The sequence below is a fragment of the Streptomyces sp. NBC_00820 genome, assembly GCF_036347055.1.
Lineage (GTDB): Bacteria > Actinomycetota > Actinomycetes > Streptomycetales > Streptomycetaceae > Streptomyces.
Window position 1 is genome coordinate 4,109,966 of sequence record NZ_CP108882.1, and the last position, 13,829, is coordinate 4,123,794.

Sequence of the window (13,829 nt, forward strand, 5' to 3'; positions counted from 1 at the left end):
GAGGCGGATCAGGTGAGACAGGTTCCATGCAGATGGGGTGTCCCTCCGGAGAGGGACACCCCATCTGACCTGCAACATCTATGACCTCTGCGGAGGCGGTGGGATTTGAACCCACGGTGACATCGCTGCCACGACGGTTTTCAAGACCGTTCCCTTCGGCCGCTCGGGCACGCCTCCCCGCGCCGCCCACCTGGGACGGAGCGGGTACAGCGTACCGGGACCGGGAGGGGTCGTGGGGGCTGGGCGGGCTCGAAGGGGCATCCCGGCGTGCGGGCGCCCCTTCACACGCGCGTGCCGGTCAGCCGTCGCCCATACGGGAGCCCAGGGTCAGCTGGACCGTGTGGTCCTGGCCGCCCCGCTTGTAGGTGACGGTCACCTTGTCGCCGGGCTGGTGGGTCCAGATCTCGCCGATCAGGGTCGGGCCGCTGTCGATGACGGAACCGTCGAGCTTGACGATGACGTCGCCGGGCTTGAGGCCGGCCTGGGCGGCCGGGCCGCCCGACTCGACCGGGGAGGAACCGCCGGCGCCCTGGTCGGTGATCTTCGCGCCGTTGGTGGAGTCCTCCAGGGAGACGGAGGCGCCGATCTTGGCGTACACCGGCTTGCCGCTTCGGATCAGCTGCTGGGCGACGTACTTGGCCTGGTTGATCGGGATGGCGAATCCGAGGCCGATCGAGCCGGACTGGCCGGAGCCGAACCCGCCGCTGGTCGAGGACTGGATCGCCGAGTTGATGCCGATCACCGCGCCGGCGGCGTCCAGCAGCGGGCCGCCGGAGTTGCCCGGGTTGATGGACGCGTCGGTCTGCAGGGCGCTCATGTACGACGCCTTGCTGCTGGCGCTGCCGTCGCTGGAGGCCACGGGACGGTTCTTGGCGCTGATGATGCCCGTGGTGACGGTGTTGGACAGGCCGAAGGGGGCGCCGATGGCGATGGTCTCGTCGCCGACGGCCACCTTGTCGGAGTTGCCGAGGGCGAGCGGCTTGAGGTCCGACGGCGCGTTCTTCAGCTTGATGACGGCGACGTCGTAGCCCTGCGCGTGGCCGACGATCTCCGCGTCGTACTTCCTGCCGTCGGGGAAGGTGGCGGTGAGCTTGCCGCCGTCGACCGCGTCGGCGACCACGTGGTTGTTGGTGACGATGTGGCCCTGGGTGTCGAAGACGAACCCGGTGCCGGTGCCGCCCTCGCCGTTGGTGCTCTCCGCCTCGATGGTGACCGTGCTGGGCAGCGCCCGCGAGGCCACGTTGGCGATCGTGCCGGGGGCGCGCCTGACCTGCTCGGCGGTGCCGTCGGCGGCGGAGACGGTGGTGGAGCCGTGGGTGTCGTTGTCCTTGGCCAGCGTGTAGCCGAGGCCGCCGCCCAGGCCGCCCGCGACCAGCGCGGCCACCAGGACCGCGGCGATCAGCCCGCCGCGGCCGTTGCGCGGCTGGGGGGCGGGCTGCTGGTACGACGATCCCCAGCCGTCCGCGCCGGCGCCGCCGTCACCGTAGGCGGGCGTGACCGGGGGCGGGGGCGGCCAGGCGCCGGCGGGGGTGCCGTAGGGGTGCTCCGCGTCGGGCGCGGGGCTGCCGTACGGCTGCTGGAGCGCGTCGGGCGCGGGGGCGCCGTACGGCTGGTGCGCGTCGGGGCCCTGGCCGGCGGCCGGGTCGTGGTGGGTATGCGTCGCGGGTGCCGCGGCCTGCTCCGGCGGGCCCTGCGGTACCGGCGGCAGCGAAGCCGTCGGCGCGCCTCCGTCGGGCGCGGTGCCCTGCGGGGAGGCAGCGGGAGATTCCACCGGCACGGGAGGTGCGGACGGGGACGGGGGTACCGCGTTGCCCTCGTTCTCGGTGCTCACAGCTCTTCTCCTCGATCCATGGCTGTTGTCGTCGGTCGCACTCGGACCCGCTCGCTCATGCTCGGTCACGCTCGTCGTGGTGGGCACGGTCGTCACCCGAGAAGCGCGGGCCCGGCGCGATGCGGCTGCGCATGGTTCCGTTCCTGTTGTACGCGAACAGCTTTTCCCACGGCCCGTCAGAGCACCATAAGCGGTGCCTGTGGGTCCGGGGCCACTCTTTATATAGGACTGTTCCGACAAACGTTACACAGATGGGTATTCCGCATGCCCAGCTCACGGTCCGGACGCCTCCCTGCCGTCCCGCGTACCCCGCGACGGTGGGACCATGACGCGGTGACCCACGCAGCACAGCGCGCCCCCCAGGTCGTAGCCCACCGGGGAGCCTCCGAGGACGCGCCCGAACACACCCTGGCCGCGTACCGGAAGGCGATCGAGGACGGTGCCGACGCCCTGGAGTGCGACGTCCGGCTGACCGCCGACGGCCACCTGGTCTGCGTCCACGACCGGCGGGTGAACCGTACCTCCAACGGCCGTGGCGCCGTCTCGGCCCTGGAGCTGGCCGACCTCGCCGCCCTGGACTTCGGCTCCTGGAAGTCGCGCGAGGCCTGGCGCGGCCGGGACGAGGAGCCCGACTGGGAGCACCGGCCCGAGGACCGCGAGGAGACCTCCGTGCTCACCCTGGAGCGGCTGCTGGAGCTGGTCACGGACGCCGGCCGGCGGGTGGAGCTGGCCATCGAGACCAAGCACCCCACGCGCTGGGCGGGACAGGTCGAGGAGCGGCTGCTGACACTGCTGAAGCGGTTCGGCCTGGACGCGCCGGCCTCCGCCGCCGATTCACCGGTGCGCGTCATGAGCTTCTCGGCGCGCTCGCTGCACCGCGTGCGTGCCGCCGCGCCGACGCTGCCGACGGTTTACCTGATGCAGTTCGTCTCACCCCGGCTGCAGAACGGCCGGCTGCCCCTCGGCGTGGGCATCGCGGGCCCCTCGATCCGGATCGTGCGCCACCACCCCGCGTACGTGGAGCGGCTGAAGCGGGCCGGCCACCAGGTCCACGTGTGGACCGTGAACGATCCCGAGGACGTGGACCTCTGCGTCGGGCTGGGCGTCGACGCCATCATCACCAACCGCCCGCGCGCGGTGCTGAGCCGACTCGGCCGCTGACCCGGCTCGCCGCTGAGCCGACTCGGCCGCTGGCCCCGCGCACCGCCGCCACCAGGGAGTGCTCCGGCGCGTTCGGGCCGTGGCCGAAGGTTTCGAATGCGTCACCGGAAGGGGATTGGCCGGTTTCCGGTACAGGCCAAAGGGGCATCCACTCCGTGGCGTGGGGCAAAGGAGGTCTCGGGGGTGGCGTTGGTGGTGGCACAGGAGGTGCCCACGTCGTCGAGCATGGCCGTACCCCATGGCCCTGCGGGCGTGGGGAACGCGAGACACCGGATGCGGGCGCAGTTGCGCGGCGGCGGTGTGCCGGAGTCGGTCATCGACGATGCCGTTCTGATCCTTTCCGAACTGCTGAGCAACGCGTGCAAACACGGGCGGCCCCTGGGCGACGAGCCCGCCGGGGACGGCGCCGTGCGCGCCGCCTGGCGGATCGACCCTCGCGGGCGGCTCATCGTGGAAGTGACGGACGGCGGCGGACCGACCCGCCCGGCCCCGGCCCATCCGTCGGTCACCGCGCACGGCGGCCGCGGGCTGAACATCATCGAGGCGCTCGCCGACGACTGGGGCGTCCGGGACGGCATCCGGGGCGAGGTGACGGTCTGGGTGGTGGTCCACGAGGACGTGCACGATCCGGACGCCGGGTGCCGGCACGACACGTTCGCTACGCGCGTCGCGGCCGTCCCGCTCCCGGCCCTGGCCGACCTGGACTTCGCGGACGCCTTCGAGAACCTGGACTGAACCGCCCGGCCCGGCCCGGCAAGGGCATCGGCATCGGGGGCCTGCGGCGCGTCCGGCCGGGCGTCCGCGGCGCGTCCGACCCGGGGCGCCCGCGGTGTCACCGTCGCCGCCGCCGCGTGCGGGTTGTCCACAGGTTCCCCTCGCGCGAGGCGCGAACGGCTAGGCTCCCGCCCGTACGAGATGAGCCGCACCCGGGAGACAGCCACGATGGCCAAGAAGCGACCCCAGACGAAGGGCACGCGCCCGCAGATCACGGACGGGGAGATCCCGGTTGTCGGTGCCCGCGAGCCCTGCCCCTGCGGCAGCGGCCGGCGCTACAAGGCCTGCCACGGCCGGGCCGCCGCGCACGCGGCGACCGAGCTGGTGCAGCGCCCGTTCGAGGGGCTGCCGGGCGAGTGCGATTGGGTGGCGCTGCGCGAGCTGGTGCCCGCCGCCACCGTCGAACTGACCCTGAAGGAGGGCCTGCCCGAGGGCGTCCCCTCGGTCTCCCTGGCCACGGTGCTCCCGATGGCCTGGCCGGCGCTGCGCCGCGACGACGGCTCGGTGCTGCTCGGCCTGCAGAACGACACGCCCTCCGGTGACATCAGCCGCGACCTCGCCGACACCCTGCGGCGGGCGCTGGAGGCGGCGCCCGGCACCCCGGTGGAGGGCCGCCGCGCCCCCGCCGACGGTCCGCGACTGCAGGAGCTGCTCGACCCGGACGGCACGTTCGAGCCGTTCGTGCACAGCGGCTTCGAGTTCTGGGTACCGGACGCGGAGAACGCCACCCCGGAGGTGACCGCCTCCCTGGAGCGCGCCAACGCCGCCGCCATCCCGACGGTGAAGCTGTCGGGCGTCGAGGCCGCGTACTGGTGCGAGACCCCGGAGAAGAACCACCTGCGCTGGGTCATGCCGCATCCCGAGGAGCAGCTTCTGGACGCTCTCGCGCGACTGCACGCCGCGGGCCGCTCCGCCCTCGGCGAGGGCACCCGGCTGGTCGGTTCCTTCCGTGCTCACGGCCTCACCGTGCCGGTCTGGGACCTGCCGAGCGAGGTCACCGCGGAGGACGTGGAGAAGCCGGCCGCCGAGTTCGCCGAGCGCCTCGCCGCCGCCCTCGCCGTCACCGAACCGCTCACGGCCGACGAGCGCCGGGCGCGCGGCGGCCTGACCAACCGCCAGGTCACGCTGAGCTGACGCGGGCGTCGCGCACCGTTCCGCGGCTGACCGGTCGGTCAGTCGCGGGGCGTCGGCGCGGAAGGTGACTCCGGTCACAACTCCCGGACGTCGCAGGGAAATCGATGTCCGAATAGCCGAGATCGAATTTGCGAACCGCCGATCTCTTGTTACCGTTCCAGTAGCCCGGTTGCTGGTGCATCCCCCGTCGCCAGCAACCGGGCCTTTCCATGTCCGCGTACGGCGCACAGCGCGTCGCGGATCATCAACTCCCCGCTGTTTCGCGGGAGTTGCTGCCGGAGCGCAGCAGCAGCGGCCCATCGGTCCCACGCGCGGAGAACTCGGTCACGGCCGTGTAGTCACCCGGCGCGCCCTGGGTGCCCCGGGTCCGCTCACGGGGTGTCTCGCAGGTGGCGGGCTCGTCGTCGGTCCCCGTGACGCAGCGCGTCTGCACGGTCCGCCCGGCCGGCCCCATCAGGCTCAGCACGGCTTCCAGGGCATCGCCGCTGGTGTTGCGGTAGTAGGTGCGCGCCCAGGTGTCCTCGCCCTGCGTCAGCACACAGGTCTGCGCCTCGATGCCGTCGGGGGAGGAGAGTTCGGGCCCGCAGCGGGCCGCAGTGGCCAGCCCCAGGCCGAGCACCAGGGGGGAGCGGCTGGGGGCGGCGGACGGCTTCCCGGCACCACCCCGCCCGGCCGCGCCACCCTCTCCGGCTGTGCCGCCCTCTCCGAGCGCGCCACCGCGCCCGGCCGCGTCACCGTTCCCTCCGGCCGCGCCGCCGTCCCGTCCGGCCGCGTCACCGTCCCGTCCGACCGCACCGCCGTTCCTCCCGGGCGCGTGGAAGATGGCCGGCGCGTCCTTCCCCGCGGTCTCCGCGGAGTCGCCCACCTGTCCCGCGTTCGCGGTCAGCGGCAGCACGACCGCGGTCGCCACGACGCCCATGAGGGCGAGCAGACGCAGCCGTCGGGTGTCCGGCCCGCCGCGGCGCGGGCCTCGGACGCCGTGGCGCCCGGAAACTCGGGTGCCTGGGCGCCCGGAAAATCGCAGCATGGGCGGAACATAACGAGCGCGGACGGGCATCCGGGCCCGCTCCGCCCCGACACCCCTACAACTCGGGCGCGCTCACACCCGTACGAGTGAGGGCGTCGACCACGCCGTCCACCACCGCCTCCACGTCGGGCACCCAGGGCGAGGCGGAGCCGGGCAGCGGGGCCCGCTCCCAGCGGACTCCGCCCTGCCCCGTCTCGGACGGCGGCAGGGTGATGTAACCACCCTCGCCGTGGAAGCGCAGGGAGCCCGGCACGAAGTCCTTGGCGTACAGCAGTTCGCCCAGCTGCTCCATGGAGTACGGCTTGACCAGCAGCGCCCATCGGGCGGGCGCGGCGACCACCGGGCCGAGGCGCATGCCCCGGCGGTCGAGCAGGTTCAGCGCGCGGGCCGCGGCGGGCGCCGGCAGGCTGACCGCGCACGGGGCGTCGCCCCCGGTCGCGAGGACCACGGGCGCGCTCGGCCGGTTGGTCCACCACCAGCGCACCATGCGCTCGTCGGTGGTGGCCGCGAGCAGGCCGGGGTCGAAGGGGTGCGCACCGGGAACCGTGCACTCCGGGTCGGGGCAGCCGCAGCCGGCCCGCCCCTGCGGGTCCGGGGCCACGCCCGGGAGTACCGGCCACTGCCATTCCGTGGCGAAGGTCAGGGCCGCGCTGATCAGCTCAGGCCTCCCGTCGTTCCGCTTGGACAGGAGCCTGCGTCGCCTTCCGAGGATCTCGCGCATGAGCGCTCGTTCCTTTCCGTTGCACCGCTGGCAACACCGAGGACCACATCACACCATGTGTCGATCACTTCACTGTGCGTACCTGATGGCGCATCACACCCTCGCGCCGGGCGAGGGGAACCCCAGGGGGTCGAGCATGGGCCGCGTCCCCGGTGCGTCGGGCATAAGCACGGGTGCGGCGCGGGGGTGGCGAAGTCTGGCGTTTTGCTGTCGCGCGTATTTCTCTTCGCCTCCGCCACGGGAGGATGGGGCTCGGCCGTCGGTGGCTATGACGCCCGGGTCCGTCGCCAGGTTCCGGGTGGCCCCCAACCACCCCTGGTCTTCTCCGAGTACGTACCCATCACGACCGTAGTGACGCTCCGTGGAGCGAGGCCAGTCGACCGCAATGAAGCAATACCTAAGGCAGTTTCAAGCCAACTTGACAGTAAGGCAAGGGTTTCGGAAGGAATCCACTTCGGCCTCATGGACACCAGGAATCCTCGCAGGACAATGCTGGACATCCCCTCACGAGTGCGTGTACATGTGGAGCCACTGCCGGCGGCGCAGAATGACATGGGGGTTTGCGATGCTTCTGAGCAATACGCACCGGTCTGAAAGCCGGACGCCATGAACGCCCCCCACCCTCCGAAAGTGGCTGGAATCGATTCAACGGTTCCCACTCCCGCACACACTGTCGCGCCCGTCTCCCCCGCACCGGGCGCCACCGCCTCCCCCGACACCACTGCGTCCGTCCCCGCTCCCACCGGCCCCGCCCCCGGCACCCTGCTCCAGGACCGGCTGGCCGGCTGGGTCTCGGACCTCACTACGCTCCAGGAACTCACCGAGCGCCTGTCGCGCACGACCACGCTCGAAGCCGCCCTCCAGGAACTGCTGCGCGCCGGCTCGGCCCTCGTCGGCGCCCGCCGCGGCCTCGTCGTCCTGCGACCCGCCGGCGGAGCGGGCCCCCGCACCACCCTCGGCCTCGGCCTCGGCCGCGCCGACCTCGGCCACATCGAGACCGTCCCGAGCGGCTCCCTGCCCTACGGCCGCCTCCTCGACGACCCCCTCCCCGACAGCGCCTTCCCCGACGGCACCAGCACCAGCACCAGCACCAGCACCAGCACCGAGATCGTGCACGCCGACCTGTTCGCCGAGGAAGGCCTCGACCCCCGCCACCGCGAGGTGGCCGCCCGCCTCGGCTACGCCGCCAGCTACGCCCTGCCCCTGTCCGCCGAGTCCGCCGGCCGCCTCGGCGCCGCCGTATGGCTGTACGACGAGCCCGCCGAACCGGACGAGCACCACCGTCACCTGGCCGGCATCTACGTCCGCCACGCCGCCGAGCACATCGCCCTGCTGGTCGAGGTGGAACACACGCGCGCGTGCGCGGCGACCATCGCCGAGGAACTGCTGCCCTCCCGGCTGCCCCGGGTGCCCGGCGTCCAGCTCGCCGCCCGGCACCGCAGCGGCCCGCGCGGCGGCGGCGACTGGTACGACGCCCTGCCGCTGCCGGACGCCGCCCTCGGCCTGTCCGTGGGCTCGGTCACCGGATCCGGGCCCAGCGCGGTGGCCGCCATGGGCCGGCTGCGCGCCTCCCTGCGGGCGTACGCCGTGATGGAGGGCGAGGACCCGGTCGCCGTCCTGTCCGACCTGGAGCTGCTGCTGCGGCTGACCGAGCCCGCCCGCAGCGCCACCGCCCTGTTCGCCTACTGCGAGCCCGCCCTGCGCAAGGTCACCCTGGCCGGCGCCGGACACAGCCCGCCGCTGCTGATCGGTGAGCGGCGCACCGAGTTCGCCGAGACCTCCGTCTCCGCGCCGCTCGGCATGCTCGCCTGCTGGGAGGCGCCCAGCCTGGAGATCCAGGCGGAACCCGGAGAGACGGTTCTGCTCTACACCGACGGGCTGCTGCACCGTACCGGCGACCCGATGGACCGGGCCTTCGCCCGGCTGCACGCGGCCGCCGCGAGCGTCCCGCGCGCCCTGCGCGCCGACCCGGGCGCCATCGCCGACCACGTGCTGCGCACGGTCCTGCCCGACGGCCTGGACGCGGTGGACAGCGAGGAGGACGTCGTCCTGCTGGCGGCGCGCTTCGACTGACGACCGCCGGAGCGTGCGCCCTGGCGTATCGCATGACCGGGCATAACAGCTTGTCCGGCCCCGGTCGCTCTCCGGTACGAACGTACGATGATGAAGGCCCCCGGCTCAGCCACAAGCGAGAGCGTCGGGCCTGGGGGGAGATCAGATGTCGTACCGAGGAGGATCAGTGTCCGACGAGCTCAACCCGGCTGTTTCGGATTCTGCCGCTATCGCGGCGGGCCCGGAATCCGAGTCCGAGGAGCCCATCAAGCAGCGGAAGAACGGCCTGTACCCGGGCGTCTCCGACGAGCTGGCCGAGAACATGCAGTCCGGCTGGGCCGACACGGAACTGCGCGACCTCAAGCCCGTCCCGCAGGCCGCCGAGACCGCGCGCCGCCGCGCCGCCCTGTCCGCCCGCTTCCCGGGCGAGCGTCTGGTCATCCCGGCGGGCAACCTGAAGACCCGCTCGAACGACACCGAGTACGCCTTCCGCGCGTCGACCGAGTACGCGTACCTCACCGGCAACCAGACGGAGGACGGCGTCCTCGTCCTGGAGCCCACCGCCGACGGCCACCAGGAGACGATCTACCTCCTGCCCCGCTCCGACCGCGAGAACGGCGAGTTCTGGCTCTCCGGCCAGGGCGAGCTGTGGGTCGGCCGCCGTCACTCCCTCACCGAGTCCGAGGCGCTCTACGGCATCCCGGCCTCCGACGTGCGCGAGCTGGCCGGCGCGCTGCGCGAGGCCACCGGCCCGGTTCGGGTCGTGCGCGGCCACGACGCCGGCATCGAGGCGGCCCTGACCGACAAGGTCACCGCCGAGCGCGACGAGGAGCTGCGCGTCTTCCTCTCCGAGGCCCGCCTGGTCAAGGACGCCTTCGAGGTCGGCGAGCTGCAGAAGGCCGTCGACTCCACCGCGCGCGGCTTCGAGGACGTCGTGAAGGTCCTCGACAAGGCCGAGGCGACCTCCGAGCGCTACATCGAGGGCACCTTCTTCCTCCGCGCGCGCGTCGAGGGCAACGACATCGGCTACGGCTCCATCTGCGCCTCCGGCCCGCACGCCTGCACCCTGCACTGGGTCCGCAACGACGGCCCGGTCCGCTCCGGCGACCTGCTCCTGCTGGACGCGGGCGTCGAGACCCACACGCTGTACACGGCCGACATCACGCGCACGATGCCGGTGAGCGGCACGTACACCGAGATCCAGAAGAAGATCTACGACGCCGTGTACGAGGCCCAGGAGGCCGGCATCGCGGCCGTGCAGCCCGGCGCCAAGTTCCGCGACTTCCACGACGCCTCCCAGCGCGTGCTCACCGAGAAGCTCGTGGAGTGGGGCCTGGTCGAGGGCCCGGTCGAGCGCGTCCTGGAGCTGGGCCTGCAGCGCCGCTGGACCCTGCACGGCACCGGCCACATGCTCGGCATGGACGTCCACGACTGCGCCGCCGCGCGCACCGAGACCTACGTCGACGGCACCCTGGAGCCCGGCATGGTCCTCACCGTCGAGCCCGGCCTGTACTTCCAGGCCGACGACCTGACGGTCCCGGAGGAGTACCGCGGCATCGGCGTCCGCATCGAGGACGACATCCTCGTCACCGAGGACGGCAACCGGAACATGAGCGCCGCGCTGCCCCGGCGTTCCGACGAGGTCGAGGCCTGGATGGCCTCGCTCAAGGGCTGACACCTGTTCGATGGCCGGGCACCGACGCAGTGCCCGGCCATCGTCACAAGGCCGGGGCGTTGTCGTGCAGCACCCGCTGGAAAAGGCGGCTGTCCCGCCATTCCCCGTTGATGTGCAGGTAGTTGGGGGCCAGCCCGATCGGCTCGAAACCGCATTTCTCCAGCACCCGCTGTGAACCGGCGTTGTCGACGCGCGTGGACGCCTGAACGCGGTGCAGTCCGAGCGTATCCCTGGCGATCGCGCAGACCCGCTCCACCGCGGCGCTGGCCAGGCCCCGGTTCTGCTGGTCGGCGGCCACCCAGTAGCCGAGGCTGGAACTGCAGAAGGGCCCCCGGACGATGTCGGTCAGATTGATCGCCCCGGCGATCCGGCCGTCCGACGCCTCGAACAGCCACGGCACCAAGGTTCCCCCGGCGAACTGCCGCAGCAGCCCCTCGATGCGCTCGGCCTGGCCCTCGGCGGTGTAGAAGGACTCCGGCCTGACCGGATCCCACGGCCGCAGGTGCTCACGGTTCTCCGCGTAGGCGGCGGCGAGCGCCGGGGCGTCGCTCCGGGCCAGGGTGCGCAGGGTCACGCCGGCCGCTATCTCCTGGCCCTCAAGGGTTTCGGTAACCATGCGCGCACCCTAGGGGGTGTCGTTTGGATCAGGTCGGTTCAGGCCGCGGCGTCCGGTGCGGTGCCTCGCAAGGCGGAGGATCTGCCGCGTACTGGACGTACTCGGCTGATCCGACAACGCGGCGAGGTGCCGTGCCGGGCGTCGCGGACCCGAGCTGATCCAAACGACACCCCCTAGGCCGCACGGGCTCACCGCGGGACCCCTCAAGCCGTGAGCAGGGAAGGGTCCTTCGTCCACTTGAGGATCTTGTCGAAGCTCACCACCGTGCCGGTCCGGCCCGGCCTGGCTCCGATGTGGACGTGGTCGGCGAGCTCCCGGATCAGACACAGGCCCCGGCCGTGCTCGGCGTCCGCGCGCGCCGGTCTGACGTCCTGTGCGCGGACGTAGCCGGGCCCCGAATCGGCCACCTCGATACGGCACTTCTCCCCGTCCAGATACGCGGTGACCCGGTAGCCCCCGGATCTGCCGCCGCGTACCGCGTCGCCGCCGTGCTCGACGGCGTTCGCGCAGGCCTCGGTGAGGGCGACGGACAGGTCGTAGGAGACGTCCGGGTCCACCCCCGCGGTCTCCATCGTGCCGACCAGCAGCCGCCTGGCGAGCGGCACGCTCGCGGCCTCGCGGCGCAGATGGAGTGACCACCAGATGCTCATGCTCCAGCCTCCTGGCCGCGGCTCGACATACCGTTACCTATTGCCGCATGTGCCCACCCGTAAGCACTCCGTTGACGTGACGCCGCCCATATGGGCGATGCGCCCGTGGACGAATCGGTGTATGAGGGGATGACTCGCGACCGGACACGGCCCACCGAAGATGGCGGAATCCCGCGGACCTGCCGCAGGGCACCCGGGGACGCAGTGCGATGATGAGCCCCGCCATGACTGCCCCCCAGCCGCGCACGACGCGCCCCGGACGTGAAGTCCGGATCCTGCGGGCCGCGGTGTTCGCCGCGGTCTGCGTCGTGCTGGCCGCGGCCGGGCACAGTCTGGCCGCCTGCGCGCGCGTGCCGCTGTGGGCGCTCGGCGCGGGATTCCTGGGCACCCTGCTGCTCGTGGCACCGCTCGCCGGACGCACCCGCTCCCTGCCGGGCATCGCCGCACTCCTCGCCCTCGGCCAGACCGCGCTGCACACGCTGTTCGGACTGGCCCAGCACGGGGCCGCCGGCACCACCTGGACACAGATGGGCCCCATGGGCTCCATGGGCTCCATGGGTGCGACGGGGCCGGCCGGGCCGATGGGGGTCACCGGTGCGACGGGCTCCATGGGCGGCGCGGACGCCGCGCTCGGCGCGGGCGCGCTCGTCGAACGGGCCTCCCGGCTCGTGTGCGGCTCCGCGCCCTCCGCGCTCACCCCGGGGCACGCCTACCGCCTCCTGCTCGACGCGCATCTCATCGACCCCTCGGGCCGGTTCGTGGGCGGCACGCCCGCCGCGCCGCCCACCTACGACGTCACCGGCCCCTCGACGGCCCTGCTGCCGTCCCTGCCGATGCTGCTCGGCCACGTCCTCGCGGCCCTCGCCGCGGGCTGGCTGCTGCGCCGCGGCGACCTGGCCGTACTGCGGCTGATCGAGCTGTCGTCGCACGGAGTCGCCGAGGGCATCGCGGAGGGGGCGCTCGTACGGTCCCTGCGTGCGGCGCTCGCGCTGACCCGCGCCCTGTGCGCCGGACTGACGCCCGCCGCCGGACCGCTCCCGCGCGGCCGCCGTACCGCCCGGGACGAGGCACCCGCCCCGCACACCACCACGCTCCAGCACACGGTGATCCGGCGCGGGCCGCCCGCCGCCGCGTTCCTCCTCGCCGCCTGACGCGACGCGACTCCACCACACTCCGCTCCGGTCCATCCGGCGGACAGGGGCCGCCGTCACGCGGCACGCGCGCGTGCGCACCTCGCACGAGTGGCACCGCCACGCGCACGCGTACCCCTCTTCGTCACCGGACCTCACTCAGAGTGGAGTGCTCCTGTCATGCAGGCTTCTCGTACCGCCTCGCGCACCCCGTCCCGCGTCGCCACCCGCGTCGCCACCCGCGTCGTCGCCGCCACCGCCGTCGCCGGCGTGGCCGTCCTCGCGCTGTCGGCTCCCGCCTTCGCGCACGTCTCCGTGCAGCCCGAGGGCGCCGCGGCCAAGGGCGGTTACGCGGTCGTCGACTTCAAGGTCCCCAACGAGCGCGACGACGCCGCGACCACCAAGCTCGAGGTGAACCTCCCGGCCGACCACCCGCTGGCCTCGGTGATGCCCCAGCCCGTCCCCGGCTGGTCCGTGAAGGTCACCAGGTCCAAGCTGGCCAAGCCGCTCACCATGCACGGCGAGAAGATCGACGAGGCCGTCACCAAGGTCACCTGGACCGCCGACGGCAAGGGCATCGAGCCCGGCTACTTCCAGAAGTTCCCGCTCTCCCTGGGCGCCCTGCCCGAGGACACCGACAAGCTCGTCTTCAAGGCCCTCCAGACGTACTCCGACAAGGAGGTCGTGCGCTGGATCGAGGTCCAGCAGGAAGGCCAGGAGGAGCCCGAGAACCCGGCGCCGGTGCTGGAGCTGTCCGCCGCCACCGACGACCACCACGGCGCCGCCGACGACGCCTCCGACAAGACCGAGGGCAAGACCGACGGCAAGACCGACGGCAAGGCGGACGCCACGACCGGGAAGACGGCCGCCGCCGCGGACACGAAGGGCGGCAGCGACACCACCGCGCGCGTGCTCGGCGTCGTCGGCATCGTCATCGGCGTCGCGGGCGTGGCCTACGGCGTCCTCGCCGGCCGCCGCCGCACCGCCTGACCCCACCGTTCCGTGTGCGCGCCGGGGCCGGCGACCCGCTCGTACGGCCCCGGCGCGCACCGGAGTTC

General features: G+C 72.9%; 12 protein-coding genes and 1 tRNA gene. 7 read left to right on the plus strand and 6 right to left on the minus strand.

Annotated elements, in window-relative coordinates:
* Positions 1-90: 90 nt before the first annotated feature.
* Positions 91-177 (minus strand) — tRNA-Ser (locus tag OIB37_RS18645).
* Between the two features lie 121 nt (positions 178-298).
* Positions 299-1,831 carry a S1C family serine protease gene (locus tag OIB37_RS18650; protein WP_330458732.1) on the minus strand — a complete coding sequence of 511 codons (1,533 nt, stop codon included), beginning with the start codon at positions 1,829-1,831 and terminating at the stop codon, positions 299-301.
* Positions 1,832-2,164: 333 nt separating this feature from the next.
* Here OIB37_RS18650 and OIB37_RS18655 point away from each other — a divergent pair, with 333 nt between their 5' ends.
* The 3 genes from OIB37_RS18655 (at position 2,165) to OIB37_RS18665 (ending at position 4,900) form a co-directional block, all read left to right on the plus strand.
* Positions 2,165-2,992: a glycerophosphodiester phosphodiesterase gene (locus OIB37_RS18655; RefSeq protein ID WP_330458733.1), complete on the plus strand. Its 828-nt coding sequence runs from the start codon at positions 2,165-2,167 to the stop codon at positions 2,990-2,992.
* Between the two features lie 96 nt (positions 2,993-3,088).
* Positions 3,089-3,727 (plus strand): ATP-binding protein, encoded by a 639-nt coding sequence (locus OIB37_RS18660; protein WP_330458734.1) that lies wholly within the window; start codon positions 3,089-3,091, stop codon positions 3,725-3,727.
* A 207-nt stretch (positions 3,728-3,934) separates the two neighbouring features.
* On the plus strand, positions 3,935-4,900 hold the full coding sequence (locus OIB37_RS18665; RefSeq protein WP_330458735.1) for a DUF5926 family protein: 966 nt from the start codon (positions 3,935-3,937) through the stop codon (positions 4,898-4,900).
* A gap of 244 nt (positions 4,901-5,144) precedes the next feature.
* Here the strand turns inward: OIB37_RS18665 and OIB37_RS18670 are convergent, their stop codons facing one another.
* Both OIB37_RS18670 and OIB37_RS18675 read right to left on the minus strand, forming a co-directional pair.
* Entirely contained in the window at positions 5,145-5,819 is a 675-nt protein-coding gene (locus OIB37_RS18670; protein ID WP_330458736.1) for a hypothetical protein, read from the minus strand.
* A gap of 163 nt (positions 5,820-5,982) precedes the next feature.
* Complete coding sequence (locus OIB37_RS18675; RefSeq protein WP_330458737.1) at positions 5,983-6,648, minus strand: bifunctional DNA primase/polymerase; 666 nt, start codon at positions 6,646-6,648, stop codon at positions 5,983-5,985.
* 606 nt (positions 6,649-7,254) lie between these two features.
* Between OIB37_RS18675 and OIB37_RS18680 the strand changes: the two genes are divergently transcribed.
* Positions 7,255-8,721, plus strand: coding sequence for a PP2C family protein-serine/threonine phosphatase (locus OIB37_RS18680; protein WP_330458738.1), 1,467 nt, complete (start codon positions 7,255-7,257; stop codon positions 8,719-8,721).
* A gap of 166 nt (positions 8,722-8,887) precedes the next feature.
* Positions 8,888-10,375 (plus strand): aminopeptidase P family protein, encoded by a 1,488-nt coding sequence (locus OIB37_RS18685; RefSeq protein WP_330458739.1) that lies wholly within the window; start codon positions 8,888-8,890, stop codon positions 10,373-10,375.
* Positions 10,376-10,418: 43 nt separating this feature from the next.
* On the opposite strand, the gene OIB37_RS18690 is transcribed toward OIB37_RS18685, so the two are convergent.
* Both OIB37_RS18690 and OIB37_RS18695 read right to left on the minus strand, forming a co-directional pair.
* Entirely contained in the window at positions 10,419-10,991 is a 573-nt protein-coding gene (locus tag OIB37_RS18690; protein WP_330458740.1) for a GNAT family N-acetyltransferase, read from the minus strand.
* 203 nt (positions 10,992-11,194) lie between these two features.
* Positions 11,195-11,641 carry an ATP-binding protein gene (locus OIB37_RS18695; RefSeq protein ID WP_330458741.1) on the minus strand — a complete coding sequence of 149 codons (447 nt, stop codon included), beginning with the start codon at positions 11,639-11,641 and terminating at the stop codon, positions 11,195-11,197.
* A gap of 224 nt (positions 11,642-11,865) precedes the next feature.
* Here OIB37_RS18695 and OIB37_RS18700 point away from each other — a divergent pair, with 224 nt between their 5' ends.
* Positions 11,866-12,792, plus strand: coding sequence for a hypothetical protein (locus OIB37_RS18700; RefSeq protein WP_330458742.1), 927 nt, complete (start codon positions 11,866-11,868; stop codon positions 12,790-12,792).
* Between the two features lie 159 nt (positions 12,793-12,951).
* Positions 12,952-13,761 carry a YcnI family copper-binding membrane protein gene (locus OIB37_RS18705; RefSeq protein ID WP_330458743.1) on the plus strand — a complete coding sequence of 270 codons (810 nt, stop codon included), beginning with the start codon at positions 12,952-12,954 and terminating at the stop codon, positions 13,759-13,761.
* The last annotated feature ends 68 nt before the right edge of the window (positions 13,762-13,829 follow it).

Bases quoted from the DNA above. Each gene is read 5' to 3' on its own strand.
- OIB37_RS18660 (WP_330458734.1), top strand. From the start codon at position 3,089: ATGCGTCACCGGAAGGGGATTGGCCGGTTTCCGGTACAGGCCAAAGGG.
- OIB37_RS18665 (WP_330458735.1), top strand. From the start codon at position 3,935: ATGGCCAAGAAGCGACCCCAGACGAAGGGCACGCGCCCGCAGATCACG.
- OIB37_RS18670 (WP_330458736.1), bottom strand. From the start codon at position 5,819: ATGGGCGTCGTGGCGACCGCGGTCGTGCTGCCGCTGACCGCGAACGCG.
- OIB37_RS18675 (WP_330458737.1), bottom strand. From the start codon at position 6,648: ATGCGCGAGATCCTCGGAAGGCGACGCAGGCTCCTGTCCAAGCGGAAC.
- OIB37_RS18680 (WP_330458738.1), top strand. From the start codon at position 7,255: ATGAACGCCCCCCACCCTCCGAAAGTGGCTGGAATCGATTCAACGGTT.
- OIB37_RS18690 (WP_330458740.1), bottom strand. From the start codon at position 10,991: ATGGTTACCGAAACCCTTGAGGGCCAGGAGATAGCGGCCGGCGTGACC.
- OIB37_RS18695 (WP_330458741.1), bottom strand. From the start codon at position 11,641: ATGAGCATCTGGTGGTCACTCCATCTGCGCCGCGAGGCCGCGAGCGTG.
- OIB37_RS18700 (WP_330458742.1), top strand. From the start codon at position 11,866: ATGACTGCCCCCCAGCCGCGCACGACGCGCCCCGGACGTGAAGTCCGG.
- OIB37_RS18705 (WP_330458743.1), top strand. From the start codon at position 12,952: ATGCAGGCTTCTCGTACCGCCTCGCGCACCCCGTCCCGCGTCGCCACC.